This window comes from Mesorhizobium oxytropidicola (assembly GCF_056174625.1).
Genome location: NZ_CM149692.1, coordinates 2,748,765 through 2,762,546 on the forward strand (window position 1 = coordinate 2,748,765; position 13,782 = coordinate 2,762,546).

Genomic DNA, 13,782 nt, shown 5'->3' on the forward strand with positions numbered 1-13,782 from the left:
CGCGGGAGCGATCCCGCGGGTTTTTCATGCAAGGCATTTGCTGACGGCGTGGCCGGGCAAGACTCGACCACGCATCGTCAGGACCGCTTACTTCAGTTCAAACGTAACGGTGACCTGAACGTTGTAGGCGTTCTCGCCGGCTTGCGTCGGCACTGCCGCACCCGCGGCGGCGTCGAAGGCCTTGGCGTTGATCGCCATCGGCGGCGGCGCGATGTTCTGGTCGGTGATCTCCAGCACCCGGCCAATGCTCACGCCGGCGGCTTCCGCGAGCGTCTTGGCCTTGGCGATCGCGTTGGTCACCGCTTTCTTGCGGGCCGCGTCGATGGTTGCCGCCGGGTTGTCGTTGGTGAAGGAGATGCCGCCACCCTGGTTAACGCCGAGCGACACCGCCTTGTCGAGGATCTCGCCGGTCTTGTCGATGTCGCGCACGCGCACCGCAAGCGTATTGGTCACCTGGTAAGCGACGAGCTCGGCCTCCTGGCTGCCGTCGGGCTTGTTGGTGTAGTTGTAGCGCGGGTTGATCTGGATGCCCGCCGTCTGCAGGTCGCGATCCTTGATGCCGGCAGCCTTCATCGCCGCGATCACGGCGGCCATGGCGTCATTGTTGGCGTCAAGTGCCGCACGCGCGGTCTTGGCTTCGCGCATGACGCTGAGCGACAGCAACGCCAGGTCGGGCGGGGTGGTCGCTTCACCTTCACCCGAAAACAACGATGCGGGCGGGCGTCGGCGAATCGGCGGCTCCAGCCATCGCCGGAAAAGCGATTGCAGCGGCGAGCGCGAGAGGCAAAAGATGTTTGGTCATGAAAATCTCCTTGGTCTGCGATCCAGTCGCAAAGGTCGCGTAGAGCGCGATTATGGGTTGATTTGGGCGATCCGCGAAAGCCCGTCGGGAAAGCCTTGTGCCGGGAAGCGAAAAACATTAATCCAGCCCGCGTGGGGCCTGTAGCTCAATGGTTAGAGCCGGCGGCTCATAACCGCTTGGTTGGGGGTTCGAGTCCCTCCGGGCCCACCAACTTTTTGCAAATCAGTATCTTATGCTGAATTCTTTGAGTTTGAATTGAGCGCTATCGCGTAAGGTTGTAGGCGTCTTCATCGCGCTCGACGCAGCCTCTCTGCCGACCGAGTTGGGGACGGTCGCCCGCATGTTTGGATTAACCCCCGCCGAGACACGCCAGCTCGAGCAGTTGATGGCAGGCGCAACGCTACGCGAAGCCGCGGCGACGCTGCAAGTCGGCGAGGCGACGGCTAGACATCATCGTGAGCACATTTTTGCCAAGATGGGCGTATCGCGACAGAGCGATCTGGTTGCGCTTGTCAAGCGTCTCATGCCGCGAATCCGCCAGCCAAATGAACAATAGACGAGAGAAAGCTAATCCTGCAGTTCTCGCATCGTCCTGCGAACGTCACCGTTCCCGTCATCGAGCGTAGCAGCGGTCTCAGTGCAACTAGCCGCCTGACCTGGATGGAACCACCACCGGCTGTGGGACGTGGCTGATCCGGTGGAATGACCAAAGAAGCAGAGGGCAAAGGAGGAGTGCGGCAGCGCCGAATTCGAGCGCGGCGGCCGCGGTGCCGGCCCAGGTTGCAAGTTTGCCGCCGATCACCGGCGCAGCCAGCATGCCGGCATAATAGACGGTGTAGAACACTCCCATCCCGATCGATCGCGTCTTCTGCTCGAGCACCCGCGTGGGCAAGCTCACAATCGCGCCGGCAGGCAAGCCGCACACGATCCCCATGGCAATGACGAGGGGCAGCGCCGGTCCGTTTCGCGACAGAAGCAGCACCAGGAATGCAAAGCCTGAACAGCCCATGGCTAGAACCGCGCCGCCGCGTTTGGTGCGATCGGCCAGGAAGCCACCCAGGGGGACCGAAAGGGTCGCCAGCCAAAGCACGACGCTGATCGTCGATCCCGCCGCGGCGTTTGACCACCCGCGCTCGACGAGCATCGACGGACCGAAGCTGAAGACCATTGCGAAGCCGACATTGTAGAGGCACCAGATCAGGCCGGCGGCGATAAGGGCATAGGTTGTCCCCGCCGAAATGCCAGAGCGTTCGATGCCACTGGCGGGCGATACCTCCGGGGTGCGATAGATGAAGGTCATCAGGCCGATGCCGGCGATGACCAGGACCGAAACGGCAACGCCCACGGCGGTCACCCCGAATGTCGTTCCGATTGCCGGCAGCACCACGAGAGCAACGGCGATGCCCGCTGGCCACGAGTTGATGTAGATGGCCATGGCGGTTGCGATTTCCCGGCCGGCAAACCAGTCGGCGACCATCTTGGTCATCAGGACGTTCAGGAGTACGCCGCCAGTGCCGCTTATCAAACGGCCGCCGACCTGCAGGCTCCACAACGGCGATGCCGCCATCAGCATTTCACCCACCAGCATCATTAGGAGCCCGGCGAGAACGGTCGCCTTGTCGCCATAGCGCTGGCCGATGGTCGCGCCAGGCAGGGCCAACGCGACTCCCGGTGCAAGATAGAGGCCGATTAAAATGCCGATGTCGGCCAGGCTCGCACCGACGCTATCGCTGATAAGAGGCGCGACGGCGCCGACGCTCTGAAACTGAAATGCCATTGCGGCGCGGGCGACAAACAGGACAGCAAGGATCGTCCAGCGACTGCGCACGGTTCCCCCACGGATTTTCGAATTATCCAGGCCTGATATTCTGATTCAATCGAAAGAAATTGGTCGGGTCGTATTGCTTCTTGATAGCGGCGAGGCGCGCATAATTAGCGCCGTAGGCATTACGCACGCGCTCGTCACCCTCATCACCGAGATTGTTGGCATAAACGCCGCCGGTTGAAAATGGTCTGACCGCATTCCACAGGTCGCGCGCCCAGCGCATGTTTGCCTCGTCACCGGCTGGATCGTCCCAAATGGCGATCGGGAAGCAGTCGAAGGCCGCATCCCGATTGGCGTAGGGCGAGTGGGATGCCGGCACACGAGCGATCGCTCCGCCGACCTGCTGGAAAACCAGCAGGGACGAGTGATCGGGAGCTCTCGCGTAGCTGTCGAGCAGCGCCTCGATCGCGCCATCGCCGATCTCACGCAGGAACTGTGCCTTCCAGTAATAACGCCGTCCGCGTGGAAAGAGGCTATCGCCCGCCGATTGAATCTCAAGATAAGGAACGGCCCGAAGGCGGCTTTCGATGGGGGATCCGAATTTCATCAGCGGTGCGATTGCGGGTTCGCCCGCTTCGGGTGACCCGACATAGCATGCCGAGATGCTGAAGGCACGGTCGCCCGAGGGCAGTGTGACGAGCGCGGCGTCGACGCTCAGTTCGTCCGGGGCGTCGCGGGAGAATTTGTCGTAAAACCGCATGGCCTCCGGCGCCCGATCGTAGGCGTGAAGCACCGAGCCCACGAGAAGGTTCGGGCCGACAGGATGCAGCCGGTATTCGAACGTCGTCACCACCCCGAAATTGCCGCCGCCGCCGTGCAGGGCCCAAAACAGTTCGGGATGCTGGCGGGCGTCTGTTCGCAAAAGCTGTCCGTCGGCCGTGACAATTTCGGCCGCGATCAAATTATCGCAGCTCAGACCGTGCTTGCGCCCGAGCTTGCCGAAGCCACCACCGAGCGTGAGGCCGGCAATACCGGTGTCGCCGTTGACCCCCATGGTCGTTGCAAGCCCGTGCGCCTGTGTGGCTGCGTCGAACTCGGCGAGGGTCAGACCAGCTTCGGCCTTGGCGATGCGGCGCTCGGGATCGACTGCGATCTTCTTCATGCGGGATAGATCGATCACCATCCCATCGTCGCAGACGGACAGACCGGCGACGTTGTGGCCGCCGCTGCGAACTGCCACGACAAAGCCTTGTGACCTGGCATAGGTCACGGCATGGACGACGTCATCGGGATCGGCGCAAAAGACAATTGCAGCAGGGCGTTTGTCGATCGCCCCGTTCCAGACCCCGCGCGCCTGGTCGTAGGCATCGTCTGTCGGCAACACCAGTTCGCCCTGTAATCCTTGCCGGAGCTGTTCGATCGGCGTGCTCCGAGAATGGGATCGGCCCGATAACGCTTCGGTCTGTCGTGGAATCTCCATCGATATCGCCCCCCGGTTCCGGTAAGGACTATGATCTCACAGGGACGCAGCCTTCTGCAAAAGCGAAATTTTTAGCTGCTTGCACCTGCTCTGGACAGGCTTGGCGTTCTCGCCGGCGCGTGACGATCCAGCCGGAGCGCCCGTTTCCATTCTTAACGAAAAGCCAATGCTTGCCACTGGTTCAAGGAGCACTGCGCCACGTTGTATGCAGAGGTCAGCTTTCTCTCCAAGTCATAGCGGAGCGTACTGCCCGCTTCCGGCCCACTGCGGCCATTCTGGAGCATGACTCCGACCGTTCGCAAATGAGGTTAGCTAAAGTCGACTGTATGGCGTCACGGGACCATGCGGAACGATACGGAAAGATTTCTGATTTTGGTCCACGAAAAACTCAACAAAATCAACGATTTTAATGCGGCCTCCGGGCCCACCAACCTTTTGCAAATCAGTACCTTACGCTGAAGTTCTTTGAGTTTGAATTGAGCGTTGTCGGGTAAGCCTCTGCCTTTTTGCGTGGGATGGTTTTGGGCCGGTCGTCAATTTTCTCCGTCTCGGGCGTGTTCAGCGTCCAGCCAACCTCGTAAAACCGTCGGCACTCCAGCGCTCGCTGCCGACACCGTGATGATTGATGAAAAGGCCGTCCGGATCGTAGCGCTCTTTCGCGGCAAGCAATCGCGGATAGTTCGCTCCCCAGAACGCATCCTGCCAGCGCTCTTCGAAAAAGTCACTTTCGGCTACATAAGAGCCGGGATTTGGAACTAGGCGCCGAACCTCGCTCATCGCCCTGCCGATGGCTTCGACATCCCGATCCGCCTTGGCGGCGCCAGGCTCGTGGCCGGGGATGCCAGGATAGGCGGGCGGCCCTGCGGCAGCACTGATCAAAAGCGCAAAGGCTTCCAGCGCTGCCGGATTGATGGCGGTATCGCGCGCCTGTTCGACAACTTCAGCCGGTGCACCGGCGAGTCCCTTGTTCATGTGTAGCGAGATGCACCAATGGCGGCTTGCCGCAAACAGCATCCCGGCCAGCGCCTCGCGGCGGTCCCGCTCGAGAAGCGAGGCGGGCAACCAGGCTGACTGATAGCCATGCAGCACCTGGCCTGCCTCTTCCAGATTGGCGGCCCAGAACATGTTGTCGGCCGAGGCGCCGGGGCGGGCGTCGAACAAAACGATGCCGGGAACCTTCTCCAGGAAACGCGGATCCCAGAAATGTCGCGCCGGGGCCGAGATGAAAAAAGGATCAGCCGATAGCTGGAAATCCTGATTGCCCGCGTCCAGCCAATCAAGAAAGGGCCGCCACGTGAGTTCGGCCTGTTGCTGATCGATGCCCTGAAACAGCATGTTGATGGCAAGCAAATTGCCGGGGCGCAAGACGATCTGCTCGCCCCAGTGCGGACTGAGCAGCGCGGTGGTGTAGAATTCCAGGATACGCGCGATCAGTGTCTTGTAGGCATCATCCGAGCCGGCCTGGATCGTCATCGCAACGGCACCGAAGAATCCCGGCAACGCGTGTGTACGCAAGGTCAGCCTCGTCACCACGCCGAAGCTGCCGCCACCGCCACCCTTGAGCGCCCAGAACAACTCGGCGTTGGTGCAGGCATTGGCGATCCTCACTTCACCGTCGGCGGTCACGACTTCGGCTTCCAGCAGGCTCGCCGCCGCAAGCCCATAGGTCTTGGAGAAACTGCCGAAGCCGCCGCTCTGGATCAGGCCGGCGACGCCGACCGTCAGGCAGCCGCCGCCTTGCACATAGCGGCCCGCCTTGGTGGTGACCTCGTTGTAGGCCTTGCCCCACAACACACCCGCTCCGACTGAGACGGCGCGGACAGGCTGCTGCCGACCTTCGCAACCCGACGGCACGAAGCCGTCATGGGTGATCACGGCATCCATGTGGCGGGTCCAGATCAGCAGCGACTCCGCCGCGTTGGACGTTCCCTGATAGCTGTGGCCACCACCCTTGATCACCAGGCGCAGATTGTGGTCACGGGCGAAATTGACAGCCGCCACGACATCTTCGGTCGAATGCGCGGAGACGGCATAGGCGCTGGGTTGAGAAGTCCATGCGCCAACCCAGCCGAGGGTCTGGGTGAGAGCCGGGTCGTCGCCGAGGAAGAAAGGGTTTCCGAGGTTCTTCCAGAGTTCGGTGCAATCCGCGCTGTCGGGCGCTTGGATGCAAGCGGTCAAAGGCGATTTCAGCTTGATCAGTCGGCCGCCGACCGCCTGTTTGAGCTGTTCCCAAGCCGTTTGTGAGGGCCAACCGGCATTGCCAGGCCGGATGCGGGGCGTTGGCAGGCTTTCGGCGGCACCTGCGAAACTGTCATTCCATCCAACGACTGCGACGGGAGCTGTCGCCACCATCATCTGCAGGAAATCTCGCCTGTCCATGTCCGTCGACCTCGCGCCAGCAATGGACAGATGGCTACAACGGAGGGTTTGCGGTGGGAACAATCCTGGGATGAGACATGGCTCGGAGGGACGAGCGGCGACAGTGAATGAAAGCCGAGGGACAAGCGGCGGCTCTCCGGGGACCAAAGCTGTAACATGTTCCTTTCCCCGATCGGGTTGCTCGGGCATGATCGCTGCCATGCTGGAGCCAGCCGTAAAGCCGACCGATCTCGAACGCCGCATCCTGCTGCGGGTGCTGCTCGGGGCCGTCGCCTTTCTGGCTGTCATCGCCTTCGTCAATGCGTCGACGCTGAATGCCGATGCCGTCCGCGACGGGCGGGCGCTGGATACACGCATTCCCTGGATCCTGGAATATTCGAGCGTCCTTGTGATCATGGCGCTGGTGCCGCTGGCGGCATTGTGGGAACGGCGCTTTCCGCTCGCTGTGCAGGGCCTGCCGCGCGCGCTTGTTGCTCACATTGCCGGCAGCATCGTTTTTTCAGTCCTGCACGTCACCGGCATGGTCTTGCTGCGCAAGGCCGTCTTCGCCGCTCTGCTGGGGCAGAGCTACAATTTCTTCCACGCGCCGCTGAGCGACCTTGCCTATGAATACCGCAAGGATGTCCTGACCTACGCCACGATCCTTTTGATGCTGACGCTTATGCGCAGCATCGAGTTCAATCGCAGTCGGTCGCGGCAAGGCGGGCAGGGCGAAACCGAGCGCATGACGCTGAAGTCGGGTGGCCGTACCATCCTGCTCGACGCGCACTCGATGGAGTGGGCGCGGGCCGCTGCCAACTATGTCGATGTGCATGCCCGGGGGACCACGCATCTGGCGCGTATCAGCCTTACCGCGTTACAGGCGCAACTGGCGGTGGCCGGTGTCGATGCCGTGCGCGTGCACCGTTCCTGGATCGTCAATCGGGCAAAGATCGTCGAGATCGTGCCGCTCGGGGGACGGCGATGTGCGCATTCGAACCAGCGACGGTTCGGAGATCAGGGGATCGCGGCGGTACCGGCACTTGCTCGACGGCCTGGAGAGAGGCATCGAAAGGCCGGGTGCCCACACTGCCTAATCTGTAGGGCGTCCGCTGGTTCGTGGTTCCTTAGCTAAAGCGGTGGGTAAGATCGACGGCGTCTTTTCTCAATGCGGCGGCATGGATCGTCACCGTGCAGTGTCTGTAAGCGTTGAGAGGCGTCGAGGCGTCACCGTGAGCACGTGCCACAGGCGGTCCAGTTGCCCTTGTGCTCCATCGGCAATCTATCCCTGCATGAGCTTCTCACGCGAGAATATGAACGAGGCGACCCTCGCGAACGGCGACATCAACAAAGTGCCGTGTACTCGATGGTGACGTTGGCTTCAAATCCACCTTGGCCTAGAGTTCTTGGTATGCTGAACGCCATTCACCACGTCGCGCTCATCTGCACCGATTACGACCGGTCGCGGCGGTTCTACGTCGAACTCCTCGGCCTCGATTTGATCCGGGAGGTCTATCGAGAGGAGCGACAGTCATGGAAGGCCGATCTGCGGATAGGGTCCGTCCAGCTGGAATTGTTCTCCTTCCCTGCACCAGTGATGCGGCCGTCCCATCCAGAGGCGACAGGCCTGAGACATCTGGCATTTGCCGTGGCGAATCTTGATCCCGTCATTATGCGCCTGGAAGCCGCCGGCATTGCCGTTGAGCCAATCAGGATCGACCCATATACAGACCAACGGTTTACCTTTTTCAGTGACCCGGATGGATTGCCGCTGGAACTATACGAAGCCCCATAAGGAGCGGTTCGCTTTCGTGACCACGTCATCGGGGGTGGGAACGCCAGTCGGCAGACATAATCCGCCAACTCGGGTGCGTCACCGACTCCTAGCAACGGGTTAGGAAGCCGGCGGCTCTGCGCCAAGTATCGGCCAATCGCACGACGTTGCCGTCCTGCTCGCTCCGTCATGACTGCCTCCTGACCTTAAGCACTGTTTGTTTTCAGCAGGACTTCAGCCCTGTGTGCATTGCACACGGACACGTGTACAAAGCACACATGACTAAGGACCGGATCTTTGCGGCGGCCAAAGCCGTGCTCGAACAAGACGGAATCTCGGGAGTCACCATCCGCAAGGTGGCGCAGAGTGCGCAGATGTCGACGATGGCGATGTACCGCCACTTCGCCGACAAGGACGCTCTGCTGAACGCTCTGATGGAGGACGGACTTCGGGCCTGGGAGGAGCGGGCGCGTACCATCAACACATCCGATCCGATGGAATGGCTGGAGGAGTTCGGCGAAGCTTACTTGGACTTCGCCATCACGGAATCCCACCGGTTCGACGCGGCGTTCTTCCTGCCCGCTCCCGAGGCGCGCCGCTTTCCAGACGATTTTGCAGCTGGCCGCTCGCCCGTGTTGACCATGGCCATGAAGCGCATCGAAGAGGCGCAGGCAGAGGGACGCATCGGGGACACGCCCGCGCTCGAAATCGCCTTGGCGCTCGCGGCGTTAGGTCAAGGCTTCGTATCGATGCATCGCGCCAACCGCTTTTCGAGTGAGACACAGTTCAAAGCGCTCTACCGCACGGCCCTTCGCCAATGTCTCGCTTCATTCGAAGCTGTTCGGAGAGTAAGATGATCGCCGTCCTGGCTGCGCTGCTGGGCGGCGCGATGTTCTACCTGTCACAGGGCCTCGACGACGTATGGATGCTGGCTTGGTTCGCACCCGTGCCGCTCTTGTGGCTGGCCTACGGAAAGCAGCCGATGTGGCAGGTCATGGCGGCGAGCGCGGCCGCGATCCTGGCAAGCGGCGGCTACATGCTGCAACTGCCTTACACGCCGCCGCTCTTCATCATCGTGCCGGTCTTGCTGCTTTACGTTGGCATGTTTTGCGCCGCCGTCTGGTTCGCGCGCTTAGTACACCACCGGGCGCATCCGTTCGCCACACTCTTCGCGTTTCCAGCATGTTGGACGGCGTTCGAACTCCTGAGCCAGCTTCCATCGCCGAACGGCACCTACGGCTCGTTTGCCTACAGCACGATGTCAGCGCCCGTCCTGATCCAGTGCGCTTCGCTCTTCGGAATGTACGCCGTCACGTTCCTCATTTGCCTCTTCGCCAACACCCTTGCCCTGGCGCTGCGCGCCAGGCGGGAGGCCATCGCCGCCATCACTCTGGGCGTTGCGATCTGCGCGGCGAACTTGGCGTTCGGGTTCGCGCGTCTGGCCGAGCCCCAGCCTTCCACCGTCCGGGTGGCAGGCATCGTGGATGGATCCCTTGTAACGAACGCCTGGCGCGCGCATGCTTTGCCGGACGATCTTGCGGTGACGACAGCCTACGCACGGGAAATCGGCGAGGCGGCTCGCCAGGGCGCCCGTTTCATCGTGACGTCGGAAGGCGGCATGGCGTCGATCCCTGAGGCGCAGGCGGCCATCATCGCGCCGCTTGCGTCCGTGTCCAGGGAAACCGGAGCGCGGATCATTGCCGGCTTCCATTCTGACCACCCGCCAGCCGACTTCGCGCTTGCACTCGACCCCACGGGACCGACGCAGCGCTATGACAAGCGGCATCCCGTGCCGGGGCTTGAAGAGCGCTACGCGCCCGGCCACGCCTCCGGGTCCCTGGCCGACGGACTCGCGATGGAGATCTGCAAAGACATGGATTTCCCCAGCACCATTCGCTCCGATGCGGGGGCCCGGCTAGCAGGCGTGCCGGCGGGCGACTTCGGCATCGACGGCTGGCAGCATGCGCGAATGGCCATCATGCGCGGCGTCGAAAACGGATTCGCCATGATGCGTCCCGCGCACCATGGCCTGGTGATCGCCAGCGATGCGCAGGGCCGTGTCGTCGCCATGAAGAAGGATGCGCCGACGGGCCTGACCATGGTGGTCACGGACCTTCCGCTCGGCCCCGGGCCGACGCTTTACACGCGGATCGGCGATCTCTTCGCGTGGCTGTGCGTCGCCTCAACACTTTCGATCGCCATTCTCTCGATGTGGCCGTCATGCTTGCCGGACGGTCTCACGAACCGGCGACGTCAAGAACGGCCTGGGTGAAGGCCTTCGGCGCCTCCTGAGGGAGGTTGTGCCCGACACCTCCCTCGATCTGCCGATGCTCATATTTGCCAGTGAACATCTTGGCGTATGAACTCGGCGCTGGATGCGGCGCGCCGTTGGCGTCGCTCTCCAGCGTGATGGTCGGGACATGGATGGTCGGGGCGGTGGCCAGTTGTTTCTCCATTTCGGCGTACTCGGCCTCGCCTTCGGCCAGACCGAGCCGCCAGCGGTAGTTGTGCACCACGATATCGACGTGATCAGGGTTGTCGAAGGCCGCCGCGCTGCGCGCGTAGGTGGCGTCGTCGAATGCCCATTTCGGCGAAGCGAGTTGCCAGATCAGCTTGTTGAAATCGCGCCGGTTTTTCTCGTAGCCAAGACGGCCGCGTTCCGTCGCGAGGTAGAACTGGTACCACCACTCGAACTCGGCCTGCGGCGGCAGGGGCATCTTGCCGGCCTCTTGGCTACCGATCAGGTAGCCACTGACCGCAACCAACGCCTTGACGCGCTCGGGCCAGAGAGCGGCGACGATGTCGGCCGTCCGGGCGCCCCAGTCGAAGCCCGCCAACACCGCGGTTTTGATCTTGAGACTATCCATGAAGGCAGTGAGATCGACGGCGAGCGCCGCGGGCTCGCCATTGCGAAATGTCCCGGCGGAACGAAAGAGTGTTCCCCCATAGCCGCGCAGGTAAGGGACCAGCACGCGATGCCCCGCCGATGCAAGCATCGGTGCAACGTCGACGAAGCTGTGAATGTCGTACGGCCAGCCATGCAAGAGCACGACCGGCGGGCCGTCGGACGGCCCGGCCTCGGCATACTCGATTTTGAGCACGCCGGCATCGACCTGCTTCAGCGGGCCGAAGGACGCATCTGGTTGTCCGGCCGCCTGCGCGCCGAACACGACCGGCATGCCGAACTGGCCGGCGGCGGCAAGAGCGGCCGCGCCGAGCAGCCGGCGGCGCTGACGGTCGACCTTCTCGCGAGCTGTGCTCATTGCCGCCTCCTGTCCTTGCGGCGCAAGCTCAACGCTGCGCAGGCTTGGCGGCGACTATGCGCTTGGTCGAAACGCCACACCAGTCAGATTTTCGCTGACCAACCAGAGATGCCAGGTCCGGCGCGGAGGCTCGAACTGAACCGTCCTTCGCGAAAGCACTCATCGCGAAGCTGCGCGGGCGAAACGATCGATCCTGAAATCATCGAGCGGTGTCTCGCAACCACCGGTCATGATGAGCTCGGCCATGGCGTCGCCGACGCCCGGACCGAGCTGGAAGCCATGTCCGCAGAAGCCGAAGGCGTGGAACAGGCCTGGCGTCGTCGCCGAAGCTCCCATGACCGGCAGCATGTCCCGCACATAGCCCTCGCAGCCGGACCAGGTGCGGATGACCGCGACCTCTGCAATTGCCGGCAGCAGCCGCGCGACCGCGCGCAATTGCATCGGCAGCCGCATCGGGTCGGCGACCGCGTGGCCCGGATCGAGGTCCACCGCGACCCTCTCGGCCGCGCCGCCGAAGACGATGTTGCCGCGCTCGACCTGGCGCAGATAGGCGCCATGGTCCTTGTCGCGCGTCCAGATGCCGACCACCGGCAGGATCCGATGCGGCAGCGGCTCGGTCACACCCATCTGCGGGCCGCGGGCGTCGAGCGGCACGTCTTCGCCGAACTGTGCGGCAATGCGCGCGCCCCAGGCTCCGGCGGTGTTGAGCAAGCAGTCGGCGGCGAATGAACCTTTCGAAGTGGCGACAAGGAAACCGGAACCCGTATGGGTGATCTTCTCGACCTCGGCTCCCTCGATGATTTGCGCCCCCAGTTTGCGGGCGGCTTCGGCAAAGGCTGGCGCGATCAGCCGCGGATTGCCGCTGCCATCCTGTGGTGAGAACGACGCGGCGATCGCTTCGGGCCCGAGGCCGGGAAAGCGGGCACGGATCTCGCGTGGGCCAAGTTCTTCCAGCTCGAGCGCCCAGGGCCGTGCTGCCTCGGCATAGGCCCGCATGTCGGCAAGGCTTCCTTCATCGAAGATCAGGCGGATATGGCCGGTGGCGCGGAACTCGACGTCGCGGCCAAGCATCTTTTCGGCCTCGCCCCACAGCCGCAGCGAGCGGTGCGCCAGTGGAAGCTGGGACAGATGGCGTCCCGTGCGCCGGATGTTGCCGAAGGAGGCGACGGTCGCGCCGGTGCCGACCCGGTTGCGCTCGATCAGCGTCACGCGCGCGCCGCGCCCGGCGAGGAAATAGGCGCAAGCCGTTCCCATCAGCCCGCCGCCCAGCACGATCACATCCATGGTTATTCCTTGCGCCGAGCGGACAATCCCCTGACAAAGCCGATCTTGTCGGCACCGCAGGATTGCGTCAAAGATGGGTTTGGACAACAGCCATAAGCTTAACCTATGGAGCGGCAATGCGGGCGCGTCAGCTCGAAGTGTTCATCGCCGTGATGCGCGCGGGCACCGTGACCGCCGCGGCGCGGATGCTGAACATTTCCCAGCCTGCTTTGAGCCAGATCCTGCTCCACACCGAAGACGAACTCGGCTTCACGCTGTTCGAGCGCGCGAAGGGCCGGCTGCGGCCGACCCCGGAGGCGCTCGAGATTTTTGCCGATGCCGAGCGGCTGTCGGCGGGGCTTGAGGGCTTGCGCCGCAAGACCACCGACCTGCGCCTCGGCCGGACAGGGCTGGTGCGGGTCGCGGCCTCGCCGCCGCCGGCCATGGCGATCTTGCCGCGCGCTTTCACCAGCTTCCGGGCGCAGCATCCCGACATCTTGCTGCGCTCCCATATGGCGCCGATCGCCGCCATCGTCGACATGCTGCGCGCCGGTGATGCCAGTCTCGGCGTGGCCTTGGACGACCGCCTGCCTCCCGACATCGAGGCGGAAGTGATCGGCAGTGTCGGCTTCGCCTGCCTGCTGCCCGCCGGGCATGCATTGGCCGGGAAAACCGAGCTGACGCTCGCCGACCTCGCCGGCGAGGACTTGATATCCTATCGCGGCAACACCCGCCCCGCCGACGAGTTGGCGCACGCGGCGCGCGCGCAGGGTGTGGCGATTTCGCCGTCGCTCGAGATCGATGTCTCCATCTCGGCCGTCGGCTTCGTCCAGGCCGGCCTGGGTGTCGCCCTGGTCGACGCGCTGCTGCCCTGGCATCAGTTTGCCGGGCTTGCCGTCCGGCCGCTCGCGAATGGGCCGGAATTTCCGATCGCGCTGCTCACATCGCGCACACGGGCGCTTTCGCGGGCCGATGAGATGATGCGCGAGCAGATCCGCGCGGCCTGTTCCATCGTGCTGGGCGGTGACAAGGCAAGGGCATAAGCAGGACAGGGGCATAAGTAAGACTTATATCGTT

General features: G+C 63.2%; 11 protein-coding genes, 1 tRNA gene and 1 pseudogene. 7 read left to right on the forward strand and 6 right to left on the reverse strand.

Features of this window, described 5'->3' with window-relative positions; translation table 11 throughout:
• Positions 1-87: 87 nt before the first annotated feature.
• Positions 88-802: pseudogene (locus AC0V8S_RS13665) on the reverse strand (SIMPL domain-containing protein).
• 134 nt (positions 803-936) lie between these two features.
• Here AC0V8S_RS13665 and AC0V8S_RS13670 point away from each other — a divergent pair.
• Positions 937-1,012 (forward strand) — tRNA-Ile (locus tag AC0V8S_RS13670).
• Positions 1,013-1,142: 130 nt separating this feature from the next.
• Positions 1,143-1,358: a LuxR C-terminal-related transcriptional regulator gene (locus AC0V8S_RS13675; protein ID WP_475437986.1), complete on the forward strand. Its 216-nt coding sequence runs from the start codon at positions 1,143-1,145 to the stop codon at positions 1,356-1,358.
• Positions 1,359-1,445: 87 nt separating this feature from the next.
• Here the strand turns inward: AC0V8S_RS13675 and AC0V8S_RS13680 are convergent, their stop codons facing one another.
• The 3 genes from AC0V8S_RS13680 to AC0V8S_RS13690 all read right to left on the reverse strand — a co-directional run bounded on the left by AC0V8S_RS13680 (position 1,446) and on the right by AC0V8S_RS13690 (position 6,426).
• Entirely contained in the window at positions 1,446-2,579 is a 1,134-nt protein-coding gene (locus tag AC0V8S_RS13680; protein WP_475438618.1) for an MFS transporter, read from the reverse strand.
• A gap of 73 nt (positions 2,580-2,652) precedes the next feature.
• On the reverse strand, positions 2,653-4,047 hold the full coding sequence (locus AC0V8S_RS13685) for an FAD-binding oxidoreductase (protein WP_475437987.1): 1,395 nt from the start codon (positions 4,045-4,047) through the stop codon (positions 2,653-2,655).
• Between the two features lie 558 nt (positions 4,048-4,605).
• On the reverse strand, positions 4,606-6,426 hold the full coding sequence (locus AC0V8S_RS13690; RefSeq protein ID WP_475437988.1) for an FAD-dependent oxidoreductase: 1,821 nt from the start codon (positions 6,424-6,426) through the stop codon (positions 4,606-4,608).
• Positions 6,427-6,625: 199 nt separating this feature from the next.
• Here AC0V8S_RS13690 and AC0V8S_RS13695 point away from each other — a divergent pair, with 199 nt between their 5' ends.
• The 4 genes from AC0V8S_RS13695 (at position 6,626) to AC0V8S_RS13710 (ending at position 10,451) form a co-directional block, all read left to right on the forward strand.
• Positions 6,626-7,540 (forward strand): LytTR family transcriptional regulator DNA-binding domain-containing protein, encoded by a 915-nt coding sequence (locus AC0V8S_RS13695; RefSeq protein ID WP_475437989.1) that lies wholly within the window; start codon positions 6,626-6,628, stop codon positions 7,538-7,540.
• A 276-nt stretch (positions 7,541-7,816) separates the two neighbouring features.
• The gene (gloA2, locus tag AC0V8S_RS13700; protein ID WP_475437990.1) at positions 7,817-8,200 is read left to right on the forward strand and encodes an SMU1112c/YaeR family gloxylase I-like metalloprotein; all 384 of its coding nucleotides are present in this window, start codon (positions 7,817-7,819) and stop codon (positions 8,198-8,200) included.
• Between the two features lie 257 nt (positions 8,201-8,457).
• Positions 8,458-9,036 (forward strand): TetR/AcrR family transcriptional regulator, encoded by a 579-nt coding sequence (locus AC0V8S_RS13705; RefSeq protein ID WP_475437991.1) that lies wholly within the window; start codon positions 8,458-8,460, stop codon positions 9,034-9,036.
• Positions 9,033-10,451 carry a hypothetical protein gene (locus AC0V8S_RS13710; protein ID WP_475437992.1) on the forward strand — a complete coding sequence of 473 codons (1,419 nt, stop codon included), beginning with the start codon at positions 9,033-9,035 and terminating at the stop codon, positions 10,449-10,451. Before AC0V8S_RS13705 ends, AC0V8S_RS13710 begins: the two co-directional genes overlap by 4 nt.
• On the opposite strand, the gene AC0V8S_RS13715 is transcribed toward AC0V8S_RS13710, so the two are convergent.
• Entirely contained in the window at positions 10,417-11,442 is a 1,026-nt protein-coding gene (locus tag AC0V8S_RS13715) for an alpha/beta fold hydrolase (protein WP_475437993.1), read from the reverse strand. The genes AC0V8S_RS13710 and AC0V8S_RS13715 overlap by 35 nt on opposite strands.
• Before the next feature lie 159 nt (positions 11,443-11,601).
• Positions 11,602-12,726 carry an NAD(P)/FAD-dependent oxidoreductase gene (locus AC0V8S_RS13720; protein ID WP_475437994.1) on the reverse strand — a complete coding sequence of 375 codons (1,125 nt, stop codon included), beginning with the start codon at positions 12,724-12,726 and terminating at the stop codon, positions 11,602-11,604.
• 116 nt (positions 12,727-12,842) lie between these two features.
• Here AC0V8S_RS13720 and AC0V8S_RS13725 point away from each other — a divergent pair, with 116 nt between their 5' ends.
• Positions 12,843-13,748, forward strand: a complete 906-nt coding sequence (locus AC0V8S_RS13725; RefSeq protein ID WP_475437995.1) for a LysR substrate-binding domain-containing protein — start codon at positions 12,843-12,845, stop codon at positions 13,746-13,748.
• Positions 13,749-13,782 lie beyond the last annotated feature (34 nt).

What these genes read in the sequence shown, in the direction of transcription:
- AC0V8S_RS13675 (WP_475437986.1), top strand. Translation starts at nt 1,143, where the DNA reads ATGTTTGGATTAACCCCCGCCGAGACACGCCAGCTCGAGCAGTTGATG.
- AC0V8S_RS13680 (WP_475438618.1), bottom strand. Translation starts at nt 2,579, where the DNA reads ATGGCATTTCAGTTTCAGAGCGTCGGCGCCGTCGCGCCTCTTATCAGC.
- AC0V8S_RS13685 (WP_475437987.1), bottom strand. Translation starts at nt 4,047, where the DNA reads ATGGAGATTCCACGACAGACCGAAGCGTTATCGGGCCGATCCCATTCT.
- AC0V8S_RS13690 (WP_475437988.1), bottom strand. Translation starts at nt 6,426, where the DNA reads ATGGACAGGCGAGATTTCCTGCAGATGATGGTGGCGACAGCTCCCGTC.
- AC0V8S_RS13695 (WP_475437989.1), top strand. Translation starts at nt 6,626, where the DNA reads ATGCTGGAGCCAGCCGTAAAGCCGACCGATCTCGAACGCCGCATCCTG.
- gloA2 (WP_475437990.1), top strand. Translation starts at nt 7,817, where the DNA reads ATGCTGAACGCCATTCACCACGTCGCGCTCATCTGCACCGATTACGAC.
- AC0V8S_RS13705 (WP_475437991.1), top strand. Translation starts at nt 8,458, where the DNA reads ATGACTAAGGACCGGATCTTTGCGGCGGCCAAAGCCGTGCTCGAACAA.
- AC0V8S_RS13710 (WP_475437992.1), top strand. Translation starts at nt 9,033, where the DNA reads ATGATCGCCGTCCTGGCTGCGCTGCTGGGCGGCGCGATGTTCTACCTG.
- AC0V8S_RS13715 (WP_475437993.1), bottom strand. Translation starts at nt 11,442, where the DNA reads ATGAGCACAGCTCGCGAGAAGGTCGACCGTCAGCGCCGCCGGCTGCTC.
- AC0V8S_RS13720 (WP_475437994.1), bottom strand. Translation starts at nt 12,726, where the DNA reads ATGGATGTGATCGTGCTGGGCGGCGGGCTGATGGGAACGGCTTGCGCC.
- AC0V8S_RS13725 (WP_475437995.1), top strand. Translation starts at nt 12,843, where the DNA reads ATGCGGGCGCGTCAGCTCGAAGTGTTCATCGCCGTGATGCGCGCGGGC.